This is a genomic window from Achromobacter sp. Root170 (assembly GCF_001428165.1).
Classification (GTDB): domain Bacteria; phylum Pseudomonadota; class Gammaproteobacteria; order Burkholderiales; family Burkholderiaceae_B; genus Achromobacter; species Achromobacter mucicolens.
Window position 1 is genome coordinate 327272 of the sequence record NZ_LMHN01000015.1, and the last position, 19669, is coordinate 346940.

Below are 19669 nucleotides of genomic sequence, written 5' to 3' on the forward strand. Positions count from 1 at the left end.
CAGCATCGGTTCGCCTATGTCAGACCGCCATATCAATGCGCCGCATGATGCCCGCCTGCTGCCTGCTTGTTCGCTGCACGCGTGCGTGCCGCCTTCTTGGCAGCGGCTGAGCGTCCAGCCGCACCCTTGGTCGCGGCTGCCTTGCGCGCGGCGGCCGAGCGGTCCGCAGCCGTGCGCTTGCTGGCCGTCTTGGTCGCGTTGCGTGACAGCGCGGACTTCGACGCGGGCTTGGTGCTTTCCTTCTTCAGGGCTTTGGTCGTGGCCTTGGAGCGCGTGCTCGACTTGGCATGGCCGTCGTGCGCCGCGCGGGTGTCCTGCGCTGCCTTGCGTTTGGTCTCGGCGCTGGCGTTCTTGGGCGTACCCAGCTTCACCCCGGCGCGGCGCGCCTTGGACAGGCCAATTGCGATCGCCTGCTTGCTGGATCGCACGCCATGCTTGCCCTCGCGCACATTGTCGATTTCCTCGCGCACGAATTCGCCGGCTTGCGTCGATGCTGATTTGCCTTCGCGCTTGTCCCGCTTCGCGCGCTCGATGGTCTTTCGTTCAGGCATGGTGGTCTCCTTTGCTTCGCATTGCAAAAGTGATTCCGTCGCCGGTCGAGACCGCGCGACGGAACTCGTAACACCACTCTATCGCTGCGCAGGTATCCTGTGTGTTCGAATGGATTGCCGGTCGTAAGCGCCGGAACACGGCGAAAGTACCGACGATTCACGACTCACCCCCTATGCGGAGACGAGCTATGTCGAATCATGTCTACAAGCAGATCGAGTTGGTGGGCTCTTCCACCAAGTCCACCGACGATGCGATCGCGAAAGCCATCGAGCGCGCGTCCGAAACTTTGCGCAACCTGGATTGGTTCGAGGTGACCGAAGTGCGCGGCCACATCAAGGACGGCAAGGTGGCGTACTGGCAGGTAGGGTTGAAGATCGGCATGCGCCTGGAAGGCGATTCCTGATCCCGCCGCTGGTCATTGCTTGACCACGCCTCGCAAGTGACTGTCGCATAACGAGTTTCTGTACTTGTTGTGCGACTGTTCAGAGGCTTGTCCACATTCCATGGGGACAAGCCTGTCCGCTTGTCCACCGTCCCATCTCGTCCTCATCCCGCGCGCTGCGGCGGCGGCACGGTGAGCGATTCTTGCCCGCACCCTGCAAGTCGATGATCTGCAAGGCTTTTGGCAGAGTACTCGCAGACTGTCCTCAGGCTTATCCACATTTGGCGGGGACAACCTCAGCACGGTTAAACCGCGTTTGGGCCTTTCTTGACCACGCTATGTAGGGTATTGATATGAAACGGGATTTTCCACCTGCCCTCATACTGTCCTCATCCTTGTCCACAGAAGGCGGGGACAAATCCACACTCGGGCGTGCGCCATCGCCCTGACACCCCCAACAACGCCGAAAACCGGGGATAACTCCATCAGAAATCGTCCATAAGGATGATTGCGCATTTATTGACCGCGCGTCGCAAGTGCTTGCCGAGACAGGGAATTTTTGATCTGCCCCAAGGCTGTCCTCACCTTTCTCCACAGTTGGAGGGGATAAGTGGGGGCGAGCCGGAAGATGCGATGGTGTCTGGCACCCAACGATAAAAAAAGCCCCTCGACGCATCGAGGGGCTTGATCGCCCGGAGGTAGATCGGGCGATCGGCGCCGGCACGCGCGGGGCGTGGCCGGCGTCGGCGGCAGATCAGGCGTTCATTTTCTTGATCCAGTCGACGTAGCGGTCCACCCAGCCCTGCAGGAACTTGCGGGTGCCTTCGTTGGTGATGGTGAACTGGTCGTCGACGAGGCCTTCGGAATACTGCAGGAAGACTTCCGGTGTGGTGAGCGCGTTGGCGCCTTCGGCGGCCAGGATGTTGCGCAGGTGTTGCTGCATCATGGCCGTGCCCGCGGCGCTGGGCGATGCGCCCAGGATGCCGACGGCCTTGCCGGTCCACGAGTTCTGACCCCACGGACGCGAACCCCAGTCGATGGCGTTCTTGATGGCGGCCGGGACCGAGCGGTTGTGCTCAGGAGACACGAACAGGATGCCCTGCGCGTCGGCGATTTGCTGCTTGAGCTTGGCGGCGGGGGCGGGCAGGTTGTTTTCGTTGTCCTGGTTGTAGAGCGGGATGTCGCCCAGGCTCACATACTCGAACTTGAAGTCGGCCGGAACCAGCTTTTCCAGCGCACGCGCCACGCGCAGATTGATCGAGGCGGCGCGCAGGCTTCCGACGAAAACCGCAATCTTGTATGTGCTCATGAGCAGGGGCTCCAACAAGGAAAAGGGAACGGCCAGTGTAGACCTGCAGAAGTCCGGGCTCAATGCCGTTTGCGAATATTCACAAGGCGTTCGGTAATGTCGGCCTTATGCCCGCAGGGCCCGCGCGCCTTGACGGTACGCGGGCGATCGACGATGTCACGTCATCAGACTGACATGGGCGGCGACGACGCGCCAGCCTTCGGGGGTGCGCATCCACGTCTGGCTCTGGCGTCCGGTGCGGGCGCTACCCTCGCGCTGGAATTCCAGGTTGGCGGTGGCGAAGTCCCGGCCATAGGTGGTGATGGCGGTGCGCAAGACTTGTCTTGCCAGGCCTTGCGGCGAACGCTGTGCGCGGAAGGCACGGATCTCGTCGTAACCGTAGAGGTTTTCGCCGGCGCCGTAACGCAGGGTATGAGGGCTGTTCCAGAACAGGGTGTCCAGCACCTCCACGTCGTTGGAAACCAGCGCCGCTTCGTAGCGTTCGACAACCGCGGTGACCTCGGCCACGACGTCGGGCAGATTGATGTCCATTGCTGCTTATCTCCGGTATGCACCAGCTTGGTGCGTGAGGTAGGGGTAATCACCAATATGGGGTGTGTTGCGGTGCGCAAATATCCACGCGCCGGACCCCGGAAGTCCTCGCAAGGCGGGATTGCTGCGCTGCAAGGCTGGCACGCCGTTTGCTAGGGTTAACGTGCATAACACGCTGCACGCTGCCCCAGGAGTATCACCATGTCCGCATCCGCCGTTTCCGTTCCGGTCACCATGATGGTGACGCGGCACATCGCGCCCGAACGCTATAGCGATTTCCTGTCCTGGATGCGCCAGGGCGAAATCCTGGCGGCGGGCTTTCCGGGGTTTCTGGGATCTGGCGTGCTGCAGCCGCCCGAAGGCGGCGACGAATATCAGATCTTGCTGCGCTTCACGGACGAGGCGAGCCTGAGCCGGTGGGAGAAATCCCTGCCGCGCCGCATGTGGCTGGAGCGCGGCGCCAGCCTGGTGCGGGCGAGCCACGAGCATCGCGTGAAGGGCACCGAAGGCTGGTTTGCGCCCAAGGCGAGCACGCCGCCGCGCTGGAAGCAGGCGGTCAGCATCTGGCTGGCCTACTTTCCGGTGCTGCTGGTGTTCTCGATGCTGGTGAGCGAACACTTGAACATCCTGCCGGTGTTCTGGCGCGTGCTGATCACGAGCGTGATACTTACGCCCATTATGGTGTTCTTCTGCATTCCATTCATCTCGCGCGTGCTGCATCGCTGGCTGCGCGCCGGCTGAGGCCGCGGGGGCGCTGAGCCGCGCGCCGGGCGCGGCGGTGTCCTTCACCTTCACGCGGCCTTGGCGCGGCGGGTCGAGTACAGCCGGTGCAGCGTGATCTTGCGCACGGCGTTCTGGCTGTCCTGGATATGCGCGCGCAACAGTTCCGCCGCGCCCACGGCATCGCGCGCCAGGATGGCGGACAGGATCGCGGCGTGTTCCCGGTACGTGGTGCCGATGCGGTCGGGTTGTGTGAAATCCAGCCGCCGCACGATGCGTATCCGCTCGGTGGCGGCGCGGTGCACGCGTGCGATCTCCGGGTTGCCGGCGGCCGCCACCAGCTCGACGTGAAAGCGTTCGTCCAGGTCCGCCAGCCATTCGCAATCGCTGGAACGGTCGTTTTCGTCCACCAGCCACGTCTCGGCAAGCGGACGCAGCGCCAGTAGCGGATCGGGCGACTGACCCGGCGCGCACAGCGCATGCACTGCGGCCGCTTCCAGCACGCTGCGCAGCTCATAGAAATGATCCAGCGTTTCGAAATCCAGCGGCTTGACCAGCCATCCATTGCGCTGGCGCACCTCTAGATAGCCTTCCCGCTCCAGCCGGAACAACGCCTCGCGCACGGGCGTGCGGCTGACCTGCAGGCGATCCGCGATCTCGGTCTCGGTGAAGCGGTCGCCCGGCGCCAGGCGGAAATCCAGGATGTCGCGCTTGAGCGTGGTGTACGCGGAGTCGGCCAGCGTGCGCGGCATGTCGATGGCGGCGAAGGCGGTGTCCATGTCGAGGCTCCAGGCGTTGCGGGTGGTGGGGCGGGATGGGCGGTCAGACTGGCCGGACGCGGGCTGCGCCGGCTTGTTCCAGCGCATGGGCTGCGCGCAGGCAGTCGATCTCACGCCACGGGGCGGCGATAAGCTGCACACCCAGCGGCAGATGGCCGTCCTCGTCCAGCTCCGGCCACGTGGGCGCGGTGCAGACCGGCAGGCCGATCGCGGAAATCGGTTGCGTCAGCAGGCCCATGCTGGCGCGGGCCGGCAGTTGCTTGCCCGCCAGCGTCAGCCAATCCGCGCCGATGGGCGTGGCGCTGACGGGCGTGGCCGGGGCGATGAGGACGTCGTAGTGTTCGAAGAGGGCCAGCGCTTCGAGATAGGCGCGATGGCGCACGCGCTGCGCCTGCTGCACCCAGGCCGCGGGGACCAGGCTGCCGGCCACCAGGCGGTCACGCGAATGCGGTTCGTAGTAGTCGTAGTGCGTGACGAGCCGGCGGCGGTGCAGCGCCCCGCCTTCGGCCGCGGTGATGACGAAGGCGGCGGCGCGGGCTTGCGCCGCGGCGGCAAAGTCGACCTCATCGGTGGCGCCCAGCGCGCGCGCGGCAATCTCAACGGCGCGGCGCGCCTGCGGCCCCGCCCATTCCGAAAAATACCCGCCCAGCACCCCGACGCGCAGCGCGCCCGCGCCCTCGGAAAGGGCCGGCAATGTGGGCGTGGCGGGGCGCTGCGCGCAGGCGATGTCGGCCTCGTCCGGGCCTTGCAGCGCGTCGTAAGCTGCGGCCAGATCGCCGGCGGTGCCCGCGAAGGGCCCCAGATGATCCAGGCTGCCGACAAAGGGGAAGGAGCCCGTGCGCGGCAGGCGGCCGAAGGTGGGCTTCAGGCCGAAGACGCCGCATAGCGAGGCCGGCACGCGAATCGAGCCGTTGGTGTCCGACCCCAGGGTCAGCGGCACCAGACCGCCGGCCACCGCGGCGGCGCTGCCGCCGGACGAGCCGCCCGCGATGCGGGCCGTGTCGTGCGGGTTGCGGCACGCGCCGTAATGCGTGTTTTCCGTGGTGAAGCCGTAGGCGTGTTCATCCATGTTCAGTGCGCCGATCAGCACGGCGCCCGCCTCGCGCATCCGCGCCACCAGCAGCGCATCGCGGCTGGCGGGCGGATTGGACGCGTTGACGCGTCCGCCGGCCAGCGTGACTTCGTCGGCGACATCAAAGAGGTTCTTCACGGCGTAAGGCACCCCGGCCAGCGGCGGCAGCGTGTCGCCGCGCGCCCGGCGCGCATCGATGGCCAGCGCTTCCTGCCGCGCGCGGCTTTCCGTCAGGGCCGTGAAGCAGTTGTAGCGGGGATCGCGCTCGCGCACGCGGGCGAGGGTGGCGTCCAGCACCGCCACGGCGCTGCGTTCGCCGCTGCGCACCTGGCGGGCGATATCGTGAGCGGGGCCGGTCACGGGCGGAACACCGAGGCCGATTCCAGTTCCACCGGCAGCGGCTCGTCTGCAAACGCGGCGGCGATGTCGTGGATGCGGGCGAACTGCTGCGCGACCTGCTCGGTGGCGGACTCGCGCAGCGCATACCCCGACAGCGCCAGCGCGCTGCGCACGTATTGGTCGATGGTTTCCTGTGTCATGGCGGATGCTCCCGGTGATGGCGTGGGTTACTTGCGCACTTCGCGCTGGAAGATCTCCAGGCTCAGTTTCTTCATCTGGATGAAGCTGGGCTCGGACAGCGTCTCGACTGTGCGAGGGCGCGCATCCGTGTAGTCCAGGATCTCGGCGACCCGCGTGGGGCGCTTGGTCAGGAGCAAAACCTGGTCGGCCAGGTACACGGCTTCCTCCAGGTCATGCGAGACCAGCAGCATGGTGGTGCCGGTCTGCAGGAAGACTTCCTGCAGCTTCTCGCGGATGAAAAGCGTCATCTCGAAGTCGAGCGCCGAAAACGGTTCGTCCAGGAACAGCACCTCGGGCCCGGGCGCCAGTGCGCGCATGATCGAGGCGGTCTGCTGCTGGCCGCCGGAAAGTTCGTAGGGATAGCGGTTCAGATCGAACTTCACGTCGAACGAGGCCACCAGTTCCTCGACGCGCGCGTCGACCTGGGCCTTGCTGCGGCCTTCCAGCCGCAGCGGATAGGCGATGTTGTCGATGGTGCGCAGCCACGGAAACATGGCTTCGCGGTAGTTCTGGAAGACGTAGCCGATCTTGGTCTGCGCCAGCGATTTGCCGTCGAACAGGATTTCGCCGGCATCGATGGGGATGAGGCCCGCGATCATGTTGATCAGCGTGGACTTGCCGCAGCCGTTGGGACCGAAGACCGATACGATCTTGCCCTTGGGAATGTCCAGGTTGAAGTCTTCATACAGCGGCCAGCCGGCGAAATACTTGGTCAGGCCGCGGATGGTGATGTGCGTGCCCAGCGGGCCCGGCTGAAAGGGCGCGGCAGCCGGTCCGGGGGCGATGGCGGGATTGATGACGGTGGACATTATCGGCCGCTCCAGTGAACCACGCGCTTTTCCAGCACGAGAAAGAGAATGTTGAGCACATAGCCCAGTGCGCCGGCCGCCAGGATCGCGGCATACATCTCGCGCACGTTCAGCACCTGCTGCGCATTGATGATCCGGTTGCCCAGGCCGCTGTCCGAGCCGATGAACATCTCGGCCACGATCACGATGACCAGCGCCATCGACACGCCGCTGCGCAGGCCGACGAAGGTGGGCTGCAGGCTTTCCCAGATCAGCACGTCCTTGAAGATCTGCCAGCGCGAGGCGCCCATCACGCGCGCCGCCATCACCCGCTGCTTGCGGGCATTGATGACGCCGTAGGCGCTGTTGAACAGGATCACCAGCACGGCCGCGAAGGCGGCGATGGCGATCTTGTTCATGTCGGTCACGCCGAAGATCATCAGGAACAGGGGGATCAGCGCGGAGGACGGCGTGGAGCGGAAGAAGTCCACCAGGAACTCGACGCTGCGGTAAGCCTTTTCATTGCTCCCCAGCAGCACGCCCAGCGGCACGCCGATCACGCCGGCGATCAGGAATGCCTGCACCGTGCGGTTCAGCGAGGACAGGAAGTCCGCCAGCAGCGGTCCGCCCGCCATGCCCTTGACCAGCGCCACGATGGTGGCGCTGGGCGTGGGCAGCAGCACGGGGCTGACCAGCTGCAGCCGCACCACCAGGTCCCACACGATGAACAGCGCCAGCGGGCCGATCAGGGGAAGCAGGCGCGCGCTGTTGAACTTGCGCGGCGGTTTGGACATGGCCGTCTGCGCCTTGGGTGGCGCGGTGCTGGAGGCCGTGGAAGGGGCGGGCGTGGCGCCCGTAGCCGTGGTCGCGGTCATGGATCAGCCCTTGTAAAGCATGGTCGAGACGTCGACCTTTTGCGCGAAGATGCCCTTGTCGGTGAAGAGGTCGAAGAACTTCTGGAAGTACTGCACGTCGCTGGGCGTGAACTCGTTATGCAGCGTGTAGGCGGCCAGCGGCACTTCTTCGGTCATCGGACCTTCGATGGCGGTGTAGCCCTTCAGGAAGGGGCGCGCCTCGGCGGGGTTGGTGCGGATCAGTTCGATGCCGCGCGCGTACGCGGCGATGAATTTCTTGCTTTCCTCGGGATGCTTTTTCAGGAAGGCGGTGGTGAGCGAGGCCGAGCCGCCGAACCACGGCGCCATGGGATCGCCCAGCACGTATTTGGCGATCACGCCCGTTTCCAGCACGCGGGTCGTGCCGTTCAGGCGGCCCACCGTGCCCGTGGGTTCAAGTGTGTAGCACGCATCCAACTGGCCGGCGGCAACCGCGGCGACGTGCTGGCTGATCGCCAACTCGACCACGGTTGCTCCGGTTGCGCCGGCGCGCTCCAGTACTGCCTTGGCCAGCGTGGAATTCTGGATGCCGGGACCAGAACCGACCTTTTTCCCCTTGAGGTCTGCGATGGATTTGATGGGACTGTCTTTTGCGACGATGAACTCGTCCAGCACGTTCTTTACGTTGCTGGGGTTGGACGCAAAAATCTTGAACAGGCCGGGCGAGGCGATCTCGCCGATGGCCAGGTTGGCCGAGCCCGTGCCGTTGGCGCTGCCGTCGGCACGGCCCGCGAGCATGGCTTCCATGACCTGCTGCGCGCCGGCGAACTTCAGCGCCTCGACGTTCAGGCCCGCTTCCTTGAAGTAGCCTTTCTCGATGGCGGCGTAGAACGGCAGGCCTGCGGCCACGGGCCAGAAGCCGATGCGGATGACCGGACCCGATTGCGCGCGCACCAGCGCCGGGGCGGCGAGCGCCGCGGCGCCCATGGCGGCGCCCTGGATCAGGCGGCGGCGGGTGGCGTTGAAGGCGTAGGGTGCGTTGCGATCGATCATGTGAGGCTCCTGGGCTGCTTGAGTGGGGGCGCTTGTAGACAAGCTTGCATACCAGTCATCAAGCAATACCCGTGCCAGGTTGCGCGAGGGAGGGTTTGCCCCGTGGTGCGCCCCTTGCCGCTTCAGGCTGGTGCCCGCCGTGAACCAAAATGGTGCAAGGCGCACCACATAAGGGGACATAGCGCCTCGCCGCGCAGTCGGGCACGCGCGGCCGCCGGGATGGCAGTAGCATCTGGCCCATGAACACGCGTTTTGTCGAAGCCTTTCTGTGGTCCGCCCGGCTGGGCAGTTTCCGCGCCGCCAGCGACCGCCTGCACATCACGCAGGCGGCGGTGGCAAACCGCGTCGCGTCGCTGGAAGAAGACATCGGCGCGCGCCTGTTCGAACGCGACGCCAAGGAACTGAAGCTCACCGCGGTCGGCACACGGCTGCTGGACTACGGCGAGCGCCTGCTCGAGATCCGCCAGCAGATCCTGTCGCTGGGCAAGCGGGGCGACGAGGTCGCCGGTCTGGTGCGCATCGGTGCGATCGAAACCGTCGTGCATACGTGGCTGATCGGTTTTCTGACGAACCTGCGATCGACGTATCCGGGCATCGAGGTGCAGCTCACGTCGGAAACCACGCGCGCCCTGCATCGCGGCCTGCGCGAAGGCACGCTGGACATCGCGTTCCAGACGGACGTGCTGAACGATACGGGCATCATCAGCATGCCGTGCCTGCCGATGGAAATGGGCTGGGTCGGGCCGGCGGGGGGTGAAGACGCCATGACGGTGCATGACCTGCTGGGCGAGCCGGTGCTGACGATGAGCCCGGGCTCGCAGCCGCACGAGGCGCTCAAGGCGCTGTACCGCGAGGTGGGCATGCCGCAAGGCAAGGTGCATTTCGTCAGCTCGATCTCGGCGCTGGCGCGGCTGGTGCGCAGCGGGTTCGGCCGCGCGCTTGTGCCGTTGCCTCCCATCTACGAATACGTCGCGCGCGGCGAGATCCAGGTGATCCGCACCGACCTGCCGGCGCCGCCGCAGCTGCTGGTGGTGAGCTACCTGGAAAGCGGCGGGTCCGACGCCATCCGGCTGGTTGCCGAGCTGGCCTGCCGCGCGTCGGATCAGTTCACGGCCGCGGTGGTGGCCCCGCAGGCCGAACCGGCCCGTTGGCAAGGGTGAAAACCCCGGATCGCTTTCAGTAATTCTGTTGCCGGGTGCAAGATTTATTGGTTTGCCGCGCGGCGGCCTGCGCCCGAAGATGAGGCCTTGCTCATCCCGACCCTCTGCCGCCATGACGCCTGATTCCGAATTCCCGCTTGTGCCCAACGGGCTGCTTTTCGTCGCAACCGACGTCGATCCCGCCGATGAACCCGATTTCAACCGCTGGTACGACCGCGAGCATGTCGAGGAACGCGTGCGGATTCCCGGCTTCCTGTCGGGCGCGCGCTATGTGTCCGTGCAGGGCGGGCGCAAGTATCTGGGCCTGTACCGCACCCAGTCGCTGGGCGCGTTCACCACGGCGGCTTACCGCGCCGCGTTCGAGCGTCAGACCGCCTGGTCGGTAGCCAACCTGGACCGCATGCGCGATCCGATGCGTCGCGTGTGCGCGGTGGAAGCGGTGACCGGCGCGGGCAGCGGCAGCCAGCTTGTGGTGCTGCCCTTGCCGGTGGGCTGTGCGGGTGCGCCGGTGGGACGGGCGCGTAATGCCGGCGCCGAATTGCGTGAGGTCGACGGCTTCGTGCGGTCTTGTCTGCTGGTGCCCGACGCGGCGCTCAGCACCCCGCTGCCGCGAGAGTCCGCCAGCGGCCGCGTGCTGTCGCCCCTGTTTGTTGTCGAGGCCAGCACGCCGGCCGCGGCGCGAACCTTGCGCGATGGCGCCGCCGCGGCTTTTGATGCCGATCCCGCCGCAGCGTGGTGGTACGCGCTGGGGTGGAAGCTGGAGGGGGCGGACCTCGCGTAGCGGCTTGCCGCTTGCGGCCCAGCGCGTCAATGCGCCTGCGGATCGAACTTCTTGACCAGCACGGCCCACTTGTCGTGTTCGCTCTTGATGAAGGTGGCGAACTGCGCCGGCGTGCCGCCGACCGGCTCGGCGCCTTCACGCAGCATCTGCTCGTTCAAGGCGGGCAGCGTCGCGTTGACTTCGCGGTTGACCAGATCGACCACCTGCTGCGGGGTGCCCTTGGGGGCGAAGAAGCCAAACCACGAACCCGCGTCAAAACCCGGATAACCGGATTCCGCGATGGTCGGCAGCTCGGGCAGGGTGGCGGACCGTTGCTGCGTGCTGACCGCCAGCGCGCGCAGCTTGCCGGCGCGAATGTGCCCGATCACGGACGGAATGGTCGCGAACATGAAGTCGATGCGGCCGGCCAGCAGGTCGTTCACGGCGTCCGCGCCCTTGTACGGCACGTGGGTGGCGTTGACCTTCAGTTCGTCCATCAGCATGTAGCTGGACAGGTGCGACGACGTGCCCACGCCGGTGGAGCTGTAGTTCAGATCGCGCGCGGACTTCACGTATTTCAGAAAGCCCTGGATGTCCTTGGCGGGCGATGACGGCGGCACGACCAGCACGTTGGGCACGGTCGCGATCTGCACCATCGGCACCAGGTCGGTGAGCGGATCGTAGGACAGCTTGTTCAGCGACGGGTTGACGGCGATGGGGCCGACCGAGTTCACGATCAGCGTGTGGCCGTCGGGCGCGGCGCGCACCACGTACTCGGTGCCGATGTTGCCGCCCGCGCCGGGTTTGTTTTCCACGACGAAGGGCTGGCCCAGCTTCTGCGTGAGCGTGTTCGTGACGCTGCGGGTGAGCGTGTCGGTGGTGCCGCCGGGCGAGAAGGCCACGATGACCTTGACCGGCCGGTCGGGATAGCCGGCGGCGATGGCGGCGGGCGCGGTACAGGCGCCCGCCAGCGCCGCGCAAGCGAGCAGGGCTTGGGCAGTTTTCATGATGTCTCCTCGCGTGGTCGTTGTCGTGTGATGAGGGCCCCGTGCCGCCACGCCGGCCGGGACGCTGAAAAATCGGATGGTCAGTCGCGGTAACCGGGATCGATCCGGTCCAGCTTGCGCAAGAGCGCGGGCCACTCCATGACGCCGTAGGGGCGCCGGGTGCCAGGCTGGTAGTTGTTCCAGGTTTCTTCCAGCACCGGTTGCGGCACGGGCTGAAGCCGAGCGCCCGTTGCCATGGCCGCCAGTTGCGAACGGCAGGCCAGTTCCAGGCGGTGCATCCAGTTGAAGGCCTCGCCCACGGTGCGGCCCACGGTCAGTGCGCCGTGATTGCGCAGGATCAGCGCCTCGCCCTGGCCCAGATCGGCCAGCAGCGAGGCCTGCTCGTCGGTGCCCAGCACCACGCCCTGGTAATCGTGGTAGCCGATCTTCAGAAATCGCATGGCGGTCTGCGTCAGCGGCAACAGGCCGCATTCCAGCGACGACACGGCCATCGACGCCCAACTGTGGGTGTGGATGACGCAGTCCACCTCGTGGCGGTGGGCATGCACCGCGCTGTGGATCACATAGCCGGCCTTGTTGATGCCGTAGTTCAGATCGCCGAAGTCGGGCTTGGACAGGATGGTGCCGTCCAGGTCGACCTTGATGAGGCTGGAGGCCGTGATCTCCTCGTACATCATGCCGTAGGGGTTGATGAGGAACGCGTTGTCCTCGCCGGGCACGCGGGCCGAGATGTGGTTGGCCATCATGTCGGCCATGCCGTAAAGCTCGACCAGCCGGTAACAGGCCGCCAGGTCCACGCGGGCTTGCCACTCGGCGTCGGAGCAGTGGGGGCGCATGGAGGAAATGCCCAGCCGGCCGGGGCGATTCGGAGTAGTGGTCATCGGATTTCGTGAAGGTAAATCGCCGCGGCACGCTGCCGCGACTTGATGTGGATCAATTTATCTTCTAGAAAACCGACCGCCTAGGGATCCTAAGCGTATGGGGGCATCACGAATCGAGAAGGGTGGCGCCTGGCCAGCCGCCGTGCCGGACCAGGGCGCGCATGGCGTCCAGCAGCACCACGCGCGCGGCCAGGGCCGCGGGCGATAGTTCGTCGTCGCTGATGCAGTAGATCTGGTTGCGGCGAAAAAGATATGGGTCGTCGATGGGGTGCATGCTGAGCAGCCCGGTTTCGACGCGGGCCACGGCAGCGCCGGGCTGGATCGTCGCGATCGGATGGGCCTGAACCAGGTCCATCAACGTGGTCAGGCCGTCGACCTCGACGCCGATCCAGGGCTCGATGCCGGCCCGCTCGAAAGCCGCCTCGACCCACGCGCGCAGCCCGTGCGCCTTGCTGGTGACGGCCAGCGGCAGCCCCGCCAGATCGGCCATGCGGACGGGTTCGCCATCGGGACGCTCCATCATGCCGCGCGGGGCCAGCAGGAACAGGCGTTCGTCCAGCACCGGCACCACGCTGCGGCCTTGCGCGCTGTCGTTCTGAAATAGGACGGCCAGATCCAGCCGGCGGGCGTTGAGCAGGTCGCCCAGGTTGCCCGACAGGCCCTCGACCAGATGCAGCCGCACGTTGGGATAGCGCTCGGTCATGGCGGCATAGAACGGACGCGCCAGCAGCGACGCGGTGGTGGGCGCGAAACCGACGCTGACCGTGCCGGCCAACCGCGCCTCGCGCGCGGCCGCAATGGCGCTTTCCGCATGCCGCAGCGTCAGCTGCGCCTGCCGCAGGAAGGCCGCGCCGGCGGGCGTGGTGGTCACGCCCGTGGTGCTGCGCGTGAGCAGCCGCGTGGCCAGCTCGCTTTCCAGCCGGCTGATCTGCTGGCTGAGCGCCGAGGCCACCACGCCCAGGTCTCGCGCGGCCCGGCCAATGCTGCCCAGTTCGGCGACGCGGACGAAGTAACGGAGTTGGCGCAATTCCATGGGGCGAATTCCAGAGTGAAAAAGCAGGGCCGGCAAGACCATTTGCGGCCTGCCGCAGCATACTTTTTTTGTTCAAAAAGTTGTCAGCTATCTGAACAGGGCCTGAATAACAAACGAAAATTGTTTACACTCGCATCCACAAAATTCAAGCCGGAACGGTCCGCCGCGGGGGCGAGCCGTCCGGATTACGGGAGAAATTCGATGCGCAAGTTGCTTTTGGGGGCGGTGCTGGCTGCTGCGGTGTATGGCGGAACGGCGATGGCCGCCGTCGAACCCAAGGCCGTGGTCGCCACGTACTCCGATCTGGCGCTGGCCGGCTACGAGGATTCGCTGACGGCAGCCAAGAAGCTGCGCGAGGCCATCAATGCGCTGGTCGCCAAGCCCAGCGCCGACACCCTGAAGGCCGCGCGCGAAGCGTGGATCGTGGCGCGCGTGCCCTACCAGCAGACCGAGGCCTACCGTTTCGGCAACCCCATCGTCGACGACTGGGAAGGCCGCGTGAACGCTTGGCCGCTGGATGAAGGCCTGATCGACTATGTCGACGCGTCCTACGGCACCGAAAACGACGAGAACGCCTTCTACGCCGTCAACGTCATCGCCAATTCCAAGATCTCGGTGGGCGGCAAGACGGTCGACGTCAGCAAGATCACGCCCGAACTGCTGTCCGAAGTGCTGCACGAGGCCGACGGCAACGAAGCCAACGTGGCTACGGGTTATCACGCGATCGAATTCCTGCTGTGGGGCCAGGACCTGAACGGCACCGGCGCCGCGCCCAAGGATCGCAAGGGCACGCCGCAGGAGCGCCATTCCGGCAACCGCCCGCACACCGACTTCGATCCCAAGCAGTGCACCGGCGGCCACTGCGAACGCCGCATCGAATTCCTGAAGGCCGTGACGGACCTGCTGGTGACCGACCTGGAAGAAATGGTGGGCAACTGGAAGAAGGACGGCGCCGCGCGCAAGGCCGTAGAAGAGGATCCGAAGGCGGGCCTGATCGCCATGCTGACCGGGCTGGGCAGCCTGTCGTACGGCGAACTGGCGGGCGAGCGCATGAAGCTGGGCCTGATGCTGCACGATCCCGAGGAAGAGCACGATTGCTTCTCGGACAACACGCACAACTCGCACTATTACGACCAGATCGGCATCCGCAATGTCTATCTGGGTTCGTACACCCGCATCGACGGCAAGACCGTGTCGGGCGCGAGCCTGTCGGAACTGGTCAAGGCCAAGGATCCCAAGCTGGACGCCGAGGTGCGCGCCAAGCTGGACGCCACGGTCGCGGCCATGCAGGCCATGAAGACCCGCGCCGAGACGGTCGAGACCTATGATCAGATGATCGCGGACGGCAACAAGGAGGGCAACGCGGTGGTGCAGGCAGCCATCGACAGCCTGGTGGCGCAGACGCGCAGCCTGGAGCGCGTGATTACGTTGCTGGAACTGGGCAAGGTCGCCATCGAAGGTTCCGACAGCCTGGACAAACCTGACGCCGTATTCAAGTGAAACTCGTATTAGCCGCCGTACTGGCGGCGTCGGCCCATGCCGGCGCCGCCGCCGCGCCCGCCGCTTCCGGCGGGCGTGACGACCTGACGCCCGAAGACCAGAAGCGCGTCACCGCCATCACGGCGCCCACGCAGGATTTCTCGAAGATCGAATCGTTCGAGACCATGCAGGCCGGCGCCGCCACCACCAACAAGCTCATCAACGCCGACATCTTTTCGCAGCCGTCGGCCAACATGAGCTTTGAAGGCCGCCAGGAATTCCAGGTCGGCAACGGCCTGTTCCGCAAGGACTGGGTGTCCGCGCCCGCGTCCACGCAGGCGTCCGACGGCCTGGGACCGCTCTTCAATGCGCGCTCCTGTCAGGCCTGTCACACCAAGGACGGCCGCGGCACGGTGCCGGGCTTCGATCCGCTGGAACGCACCGACGCCGTCGCCTTGCTGCTGCGCCTGGCCGTGCCGCAAGGCGCGGACCGGGGGCATCCCAAGCTGGGCGCCGGCGAGATCGCGGCCTTGCCGGAACCCGTCTACGGCGTCCAGCTTCAGAACTTCGCGGTCGCGGGCCTGCCCGCCGAGGGCCGCATGGAGATCGAGTACGAACCCGTGCCGGTCGCGCTGCGCGGCGGCGAGACCGCCACGCTGATGAAGCCCACCTACCGCATCGAGAACCTGGGCTACGGGCCCATGCGCGCGGACACGCAGATCTCGCCGCGGCTGGCGCCGCCAATGATCGGACTGGGCCTGCTGGAATCGATCCACGAGGCCGACATCCTGGCGAACATCGGCGTGGACAAGCGCGACGGCATCGTCGGCAAGGCCAACTGGGTCACCGACGCGCGCACCGGCGAGCGGGCGCTGGGCCGCTTCAACCTGAAAGCCGGACAGCCGACGGTCGAGCAGCAAAGCGCCGCGGCATTCTCCAATGACATGGGCCTGTCCACGCCGATGTTCCCCAAGCATTCCGGCGACTGCACCGCCGCGCAGCCGCAATGCCTGGACATGCCGCATGGCGCGCAGCCGCGCTTCGGCCCGGAGGAAGTGCCGGCCAAGCTGATGGACTTCATCACCACCTATTCGACGAACCTGGCGGTGCCGCAGCGGCGCGATGCGGACGACGCGCGCGTGCTGGCCGGCAAGAAGCTCTTCTACGAGGCCAATTGCGTGGCCTGCCACGTGCCCAAGTACGTGACCAGCCGCAATGCCAAGCAGCCGGAACACCGCTTCCAGCTCATCTGGCCGTACACCGACATGCTGGTGCACGACATGGGCGACGACCTTGCCGACGGCGTGAGCGACGGCATGGCCACCGGCCGAGAATGGCGCACGCCGCCGCTGTGGGGCATCGGCCTGACCAAGACCGTCAATCCCAACGCCACCTGGCTGCATGACGGGCGCGCCCGCACGCTGCTGGAAGCCGTGCTGTGGCATGGCGGCGCGGCCAAGCCCGCGCGCGACCGCGTCGTGAACATGACGCCCGACGAACGCGCGGACCTGATCCGCTTCCTGGAGTCGCTGTGATGGCCCGTTCCGTCCGCCTTCCGTTCAAGCGCGCCGCGGCCGTGGCGCTGATGCTGGCGGCGCCGCTGTCTGCGCCGATTGCCGCGCAGGCCGCCTTGCCAGCCGACCTGGGTGAACGCCTGGCGCGCGATTACGCGCGGCCGGCGGTGGCCAAGATGACGGACGCCGCCGCGGCCCTGGAAGGGGCGCTGGGCGGCTGGTGCGCCAAGCCTGACGCGGCAGGCGCCAAGCGCGTCGGCGATGCCTTCGGCACGCTGGCGCACGCGTGGTCTGGGGTCGAGATCCTGCGCTTCGGCCCGCTGGTGCAGGCCAACCGCTTCGAACGGCTGGCGTTTTGGCCCGATACGCGTGGCGTGATGCCCCGCCAGGTGCAGGCGCTGATCGCGGCCAAGGACGACGCGCTGCTCCAGCCCGGCGCGCTGGCCGGACGCAGCGTGGCGGTGCAAGGGCTGCCCGCGCTGGAATATGTGCTCTATGGCGAACCGGATCTGCTCAAGCAGACCGGCGCGCCCGGTTTTGCCTACGCCTGCGGCTATGCCACGGCCATCGCGTCCAACGTGGCAAGCATCTCGCGCGATGTGGGCGAGGCCTGGAGCCCGCAGGGCGCGTTCGGCCGTCAGTTCGCCGCGCCCAAGCCGGGCAACGACCTGTACCGCAGTTCGCAGGAGGTGGCGGCCGAGGCCATGAAGGCCTTGTCGACCGGACTGCAGTTCGCGCGCGACGTCAAGATCGAACCGGTGCTGGGCGATTCGCCGCAGGCCGCGCGGCCCAAGCGGGCGGCGTTCTGGCGCAGCAATCTGTCGACCAGCCTCTTGGCCGCCAACGTGGATGCGCTCAAGGCGTTCTATGTGGCGGGCGCGTACCCGTTGCCGGCGGGCGAGGGCTGGATGGATGCGTCGGTGCGGGGCGAGTTGTCCAGCGCGGCGCACACGCTGCGCGATGTGCCGGTTCCGCTGGATGCGGCGCTGGCCAGTGAAGAGGGACGCCGTCTGCTCATGCTGGCATCGCTGACGCTCAAGAACGCCAAGGCCATCGTTGACGAGAACCTGGCGCCTGCGCTGGGCGTGACCATCGGGTTCAATGCGCTCGATGGTGATTGACCGGCGCCGGTTCCTGGCGCTGGCCGCCGCGCTGGGCTTGCCGCCCGCCGCCGCGCGCGCCGCAATGCCAGCCGGTGGCGGGCCGCTGTACCTGACCGCGCGCAAGCGCGGCGGGCGCGACGAGGCCGTGGTGCTGGACGAGACCGGCCGCGACCGCCTGGCCATCCCGATGCCCGCCCGCGGCCACAGTTTTGCGGTCGATGGCGCCGCTGGGCGCGCGGTCGTGTTCGGCCGCCAGCCGGGCTTTTTCGCGCTGGGTTTTTCGTTGGCCGGGGGCGAGCCGGTGGCGCTGACGCTGCCCGACGACCGCCACTTCTTCGGCCACGGCGCGTTCGTGCAAGGCGGGCGGCTTCTGGCCGCCACGGAAAACGACTTCGAGGCCGGGCGCGGCGTGCTGGGTCTGTACGACGCCACGCCGGGCGGCGATTACCGGCGCGTGGGCGAGTTCGACGCCGGCGGCATCGGTCCGCACGAAGTCGTGCTGCTGCCGGACGGCAAGACGCTATGCGTGGCCAATGGCGGCATCCTGACGCATCCGGACTACGGCAAGCTGGAATTGAACCTGGACACCATGCGGCCGTCGCTCGCGTATATCGACGCGGCCACCGGCCAGCTGCTGGAAAAGGTGGAGCTCGCGCCTTCGCTGCATCGGCTGTCGATCCGGCATCTGGCGCTGGCGGCCGATGGCGCGGTGTGGTTCGGTTGCCAATACATGGGGCCGGCCGCCGACCGGCCCGCGCTGGTCGGACGGCACCGCCGCGGCGCGGCGCTTGAACTGTTCGAAGGACCGCCCGAGACGCTGCGCAACATGCGCAACTACGTCGGCTCCGTCGCGGTCGATGCCGCAGGCGGCATCGTGGCCACGTCCAGCCCGGTTGGAGGGCAGGTGATCTACTGGGATGCCGCCAGCGGCAAATGCCTGGGGACCACCGCGCTTGCCGACGGCTGCGGCGTCGCGCCCGCCGCGCAAGCGGGCTTTCTGGTCACGAGCGGTTTGGGCGCGATGATCCGCACGGACGCTCAAGGCAAGGAAAGGCCGGTCCTGCCGCCGTCGCGCGATGTCTCCTGGGACAACCACTTTCGCATCGTGCCTGCGTAACGCGGCTTTGCCTGCCGGCGCCGGAAGACCTATGCTGCAGGTCGGTTCTCTTTACAAAGCCTGACACTCCCGCCAGGCGCCGCGCCGTTTTGCGCAAGCCGCTTCTGATACATTCTTCCGTCGATTTTTTTTCGCAGGAGGTTCCTCCATGGATGAGGCCGTAAAAGAGTTCTATCTGTGGGCGCCCAGGCTGATGGACATGGGCATCAATCTGCTGGTTGCCTTGCTTATCCTGGGCATCGGCTGGTGGGTGTCGTCGTTGCTGGGCGGTTGGGTCCGCCGGGCCGCCACGCGGTCGCCCAAGATCGATCCCACGATCGTTCCCATGTTCTCCACGACCGTGATCTGGGCGGTACGCATCTTCACGGTGATCGCGGTGCTGGCGCGCTTTGGCGTGCAGACGGCCAGCCTGATCGCGGTGCTGGGCGCCGCCGGTCTTGCCGTCGGCCTGGCCTTGCAGGGCACGCTGCAGAACATCGCGGCCGGCATCATGCTGCTGATCCTGCGTCCCATCCGCGCCGGCGAATACATCGCCCTCAGTTCGGGCGCCGACGGCACGGTCGAGGAGGTGGGCCTGTTTCTCACGCGTCTCGTGCAGGGCGATGGCATTCATCTCACGCTGCCCAACAGCACGGTATGGAACGCCACCATCACCAACTACAGCCGCAACAAGACGCGCCGTCTGGATATCCCCGTGCCGGTGCGTTATGGCGACGATCTGGATGCGGTGGTCGCCAAGCTGCAGCAGATCGTGGATGCGCGTCCCGATGCGTTGAAGGATCCGGCGCCGCAGGTCAAGGTGTTCGACTACAAGGAAAACGGCGTCACCGTGAACGTGCGCGTGTGGGCCGAGTCGGGCAAGTACTGGGAATTGCGCTGGAGCCTGTACCAGGAAATCCGCCGCGCCCTCGAAGAGGCTGGCTTCCAGGCCCCGATCCCGCTGCGCGAGATCCAGAATCCCAAAACCGGCGCCGCGGCTTCCTGAACGAGGCGCGCAGGGCGTCAGGCATGAAAATG

The 19669-nt window shown here is 66.6% G+C and carries 21 protein-coding genes; 9 read left to right on the plus strand and 12 right to left on the minus strand.

What is annotated here, in order from left to right; all coding sequences use genetic code 11:
* Positions 1 to 32: 32 nt before the first annotated feature.
* Positions 33 to 551 carry a DUF6496 domain-containing protein gene (locus ASD87_RS15895; RefSeq protein ID WP_056323428.1) on the minus strand — a complete coding sequence of 173 codons (519 nt, stop codon included), beginning with the start codon at positions 549 to 551 and terminating at the stop codon, positions 33 to 35.
* A gap of 188 nt (positions 552 to 739) precedes the next feature.
* On the opposite strand from ASD87_RS15895, the gene ASD87_RS15900 reads away from it, so the two are divergent.
* Positions 740 to 955 (plus strand): dodecin, encoded by a 216-nt coding sequence (locus ASD87_RS15900; RefSeq protein ID WP_056323431.1) that lies wholly within the window; start codon positions 740 to 742, stop codon positions 953 to 955.
* A gap of 733 nt (positions 956 to 1688) precedes the next feature.
* On the opposite strand, the gene ASD87_RS15905 is transcribed toward ASD87_RS15900, so the two are convergent.
* Both ASD87_RS15905 and hpxZ read right to left on the minus strand, forming a co-directional pair.
* On the minus strand, positions 1689 to 2243 hold the full coding sequence (locus tag ASD87_RS15905) for an NADPH-dependent FMN reductase (protein WP_056323434.1): 555 nt from the start codon (positions 2241 to 2243) through the stop codon (positions 1689 to 1691).
* A gap of 156 nt (positions 2244 to 2399) precedes the next feature.
* A complete protein-coding gene (hpxZ, locus tag ASD87_RS15910) occupies positions 2400 to 2774 on the minus strand; it encodes an oxalurate catabolism protein HpxZ (RefSeq protein WP_056323436.1) in 375 nt (124 codons plus the stop codon).
* Between the two features lie 201 nt (positions 2775 to 2975).
* Between hpxZ and ASD87_RS15915 the strand changes: the two genes are divergently transcribed.
* Complete coding sequence (locus ASD87_RS15915) at positions 2976 to 3515, plus strand: antibiotic biosynthesis monooxygenase (RefSeq protein WP_056323439.1); 540 nt, start codon at positions 2976 to 2978, stop codon at positions 3513 to 3515.
* A gap of 50 nt (positions 3516 to 3565) precedes the next feature.
* Here the strand turns inward: ASD87_RS15915 and ASD87_RS15920 are convergent, their stop codons facing one another.
* Genes ASD87_RS15920 through ASD87_RS15945 form a run of 6 tightly spaced genes read right to left on the minus strand, consistent with a single transcriptional unit; the run spans position 3566 to position 8598 of the window.
* Positions 3566 to 4273 carry a GntR family transcriptional regulator gene (locus ASD87_RS15920; RefSeq protein WP_056323441.1) on the minus strand — a complete coding sequence of 236 codons (708 nt, stop codon included), beginning with the start codon at positions 4271 to 4273 and terminating at the stop codon, positions 3566 to 3568.
* A 43-nt stretch (positions 4274 to 4316) separates the two neighbouring features.
* Positions 4317 to 5705 carry an AtzE family amidohydrolase gene (locus tag ASD87_RS15925; protein ID WP_056323445.1) on the minus strand — a complete coding sequence of 463 codons (1389 nt, stop codon included), beginning with the start codon at positions 5703 to 5705 and terminating at the stop codon, positions 4317 to 4319.
* Positions 5702 to 5884, minus strand: coding sequence for a DUF4089 domain-containing protein (locus ASD87_RS15930; RefSeq protein WP_056323446.1), 183 nt, complete (start codon positions 5882 to 5884; stop codon positions 5702 to 5704). The genes ASD87_RS15925 and ASD87_RS15930 overlap by 4 nt, the downstream gene beginning before the upstream one ends.
* 27 nt (positions 5885 to 5911) lie before the next feature.
* On the minus strand, positions 5912 to 6733 hold the full coding sequence (locus tag ASD87_RS15935; protein WP_056323449.1) for an ABC transporter ATP-binding protein: 822 nt from the start codon (positions 6731 to 6733) through the stop codon (positions 5912 to 5914).
* Positions 6733 to 7587: an ABC transporter permease gene (locus ASD87_RS15940; protein ID WP_369818543.1), complete on the minus strand. Its 855-nt coding sequence runs from the start codon at positions 7585 to 7587 to the stop codon at positions 6733 to 6735. The genes ASD87_RS15935 and ASD87_RS15940 overlap by 1 nt, the downstream gene beginning before the upstream one ends.
* Before the next feature lie 3 nt (positions 7588 to 7590).
* On the minus strand, positions 7591 to 8598 hold the full coding sequence (locus ASD87_RS15945; protein ID WP_056323453.1) for an ABC transporter substrate-binding protein: 1008 nt from the start codon (positions 8596 to 8598) through the stop codon (positions 7591 to 7593).
* Between the two features lie 239 nt (positions 8599 to 8837).
* Here ASD87_RS15945 and ASD87_RS15950 point away from each other — a divergent pair, with 239 nt between their 5' ends.
* The gene (locus ASD87_RS15950; RefSeq protein ID WP_056323455.1) at positions 8838 to 9758 is read left to right on the plus strand and encodes a LysR family transcriptional regulator; all 921 of its coding nucleotides are present in this window, start codon (positions 8838 to 8840) and stop codon (positions 9756 to 9758) included.
* A 112-nt stretch (positions 9759 to 9870) separates the two neighbouring features.
* Entirely contained in the window at positions 9871 to 10539 is a 669-nt protein-coding gene (locus tag ASD87_RS15955; RefSeq protein ID WP_056323458.1) for a DUF4286 family protein, read from the plus strand.
* Positions 10540 to 10565: 26 nt separating this feature from the next.
* Here the strand turns inward: ASD87_RS15955 and ASD87_RS15960 are convergent, their stop codons facing one another.
* From ASD87_RS15960 to ASD87_RS15970, 3 genes are all read right to left on the minus strand, one after another.
* On the minus strand, positions 10566 to 11525 hold the full coding sequence (locus ASD87_RS15960; protein ID WP_056323460.1) for a tripartite tricarboxylate transporter substrate binding protein: 960 nt from the start codon (positions 11523 to 11525) through the stop codon (positions 10566 to 10568).
* Between the two features lie 80 nt (positions 11526 to 11605).
* Entirely contained in the window at positions 11606 to 12406 is an 801-nt protein-coding gene (locus tag ASD87_RS15965) for a class II aldolase/adducin family protein (RefSeq protein WP_056323463.1), read from the minus strand.
* A 106-nt stretch (positions 12407 to 12512) separates the two neighbouring features.
* A complete protein-coding gene (locus tag ASD87_RS15970; RefSeq protein ID WP_056323466.1) occupies positions 12513 to 13439 on the minus strand; it encodes a LysR family transcriptional regulator in 927 nt (308 codons plus the stop codon).
* A 201-nt stretch (positions 13440 to 13640) separates the two neighbouring features.
* Between ASD87_RS15970 and ASD87_RS15975 the strand changes: the two genes are divergently transcribed.
* The 5 genes from ASD87_RS15975 to ASD87_RS15995 all read left to right on the plus strand — a co-directional run bounded on the left by ASD87_RS15975 (position 13641) and on the right by ASD87_RS15995 (position 19637).
* Positions 13641 to 14939, plus strand: a complete 1299-nt coding sequence (locus tag ASD87_RS15975; RefSeq protein ID WP_056323468.1) for an imelysin family protein — start codon at positions 13641 to 13643, stop codon at positions 14937 to 14939.
* Complete coding sequence (locus ASD87_RS15980; protein ID WP_056323471.1) at positions 14936 to 16453, plus strand: di-heme oxidoredictase family protein; 1518 nt, start codon at positions 14936 to 14938, stop codon at positions 16451 to 16453. Before ASD87_RS15975 ends, ASD87_RS15980 begins: the two co-directional genes overlap by 4 nt.
* Complete coding sequence (locus ASD87_RS15985; protein WP_056323474.1) at positions 16453 to 17553, plus strand: imelysin family protein; 1101 nt, start codon at positions 16453 to 16455, stop codon at positions 17551 to 17553. Before ASD87_RS15980 ends, ASD87_RS15985 begins: the two co-directional genes overlap by 1 nt.
* On the plus strand, positions 17543 to 18652 hold the full coding sequence (locus ASD87_RS15990; protein ID WP_056323476.1) for a DUF1513 domain-containing protein: 1110 nt from the start codon (positions 17543 to 17545) through the stop codon (positions 18650 to 18652). The genes ASD87_RS15985 and ASD87_RS15990 overlap by 11 nt, the downstream gene beginning before the upstream one ends.
* Before the next feature lie 148 nt (positions 18653 to 18800).
* Entirely contained in the window at positions 18801 to 19637 is an 837-nt protein-coding gene (locus ASD87_RS15995; RefSeq protein ID WP_056323479.1) for a mechanosensitive ion channel family protein, read from the plus strand.
* Positions 19638 to 19669: the final 32 nt, after the last annotated feature.

Excerpts from the sequence above, each read along its gene's own strand:
- ASD87_RS15895 (WP_056323428.1), bottom strand. The coding sequence starts at position 551 with ATGCCTGAACGAAAGACCATCGAGCGCGCGAAGCGGGACAAGCGCGAA.
- ASD87_RS15900 (WP_056323431.1), top strand. The coding sequence starts at position 740 with ATGTCGAATCATGTCTACAAGCAGATCGAGTTGGTGGGCTCTTCCACC.
- ASD87_RS15905 (WP_056323434.1), bottom strand. The coding sequence starts at position 2,243 with ATGAGCACATACAAGATTGCGGTTTTCGTCGGAAGCCTGCGCGCCGCC.
- hpxZ (WP_056323436.1), bottom strand. The coding sequence starts at position 2,774 with ATGGACATCAATCTGCCCGACGTCGTGGCCGAGGTCACCGCGGTTGTC.
- ASD87_RS15915 (WP_056323439.1), top strand. The coding sequence starts at position 2,976 with ATGTCCGCATCCGCCGTTTCCGTTCCGGTCACCATGATGGTGACGCGG.
- ASD87_RS15920 (WP_056323441.1), bottom strand. The coding sequence starts at position 4,273 with ATGGACACCGCCTTCGCCGCCATCGACATGCCGCGCACGCTGGCCGAC.
- ASD87_RS15930 (WP_056323446.1), bottom strand. The coding sequence starts at position 5,884 with ATGACACAGGAAACCATCGACCAATACGTGCGCAGCGCGCTGGCGCTG.
- ASD87_RS15935 (WP_056323449.1), bottom strand. The coding sequence starts at position 6,733 with ATGTCCACCGTCATCAATCCCGCCATCGCCCCCGGACCGGCTGCCGCG.
- ASD87_RS15940 (WP_369818543.1), bottom strand. The coding sequence starts at position 7,587 with ATGACCGCGACCACGGCTACGGGCGCCACGCCCGCCCCTTCCACGGCC.
- ASD87_RS15945 (WP_056323453.1), bottom strand. The coding sequence starts at position 8,598 with ATGATCGATCGCAACGCACCCTACGCCTTCAACGCCACCCGCCGCCGC.
- ASD87_RS15950 (WP_056323455.1), top strand. The coding sequence starts at position 8,838 with ATGAACACGCGTTTTGTCGAAGCCTTTCTGTGGTCCGCCCGGCTGGGC.
- ASD87_RS15955 (WP_056323458.1), top strand. The coding sequence starts at position 9,871 with ATGACGCCTGATTCCGAATTCCCGCTTGTGCCCAACGGGCTGCTTTTC.
- ASD87_RS15960 (WP_056323460.1), bottom strand. The coding sequence starts at position 11,525 with ATGAAAACTGCCCAAGCCCTGCTCGCTTGCGCGGCGCTGGCGGGCGCC.
- ASD87_RS15965 (WP_056323463.1), bottom strand. The coding sequence starts at position 12,406 with ATGACCACTACTCCGAATCGCCCCGGCCGGCTGGGCATTTCCTCCATG.
- ASD87_RS15970 (WP_056323466.1), bottom strand. The coding sequence starts at position 13,439 with ATGGAATTGCGCCAACTCCGTTACTTCGTCCGCGTCGCCGAACTGGGC.
- ASD87_RS15975 (WP_056323468.1), top strand. The coding sequence starts at position 13,641 with ATGCGCAAGTTGCTTTTGGGGGCGGTGCTGGCTGCTGCGGTGTATGGC.
- ASD87_RS15985 (WP_056323474.1), top strand. The coding sequence starts at position 16,453 with ATGGCCCGTTCCGTCCGCCTTCCGTTCAAGCGCGCCGCGGCCGTGGCG.
- ASD87_RS15990 (WP_056323476.1), top strand. The coding sequence starts at position 17,543 with ATGGTGATTGACCGGCGCCGGTTCCTGGCGCTGGCCGCCGCGCTGGGC.
- ASD87_RS15995 (WP_056323479.1), top strand. The coding sequence starts at position 18,801 with ATGGATGAGGCCGTAAAAGAGTTCTATCTGTGGGCGCCCAGGCTGATG.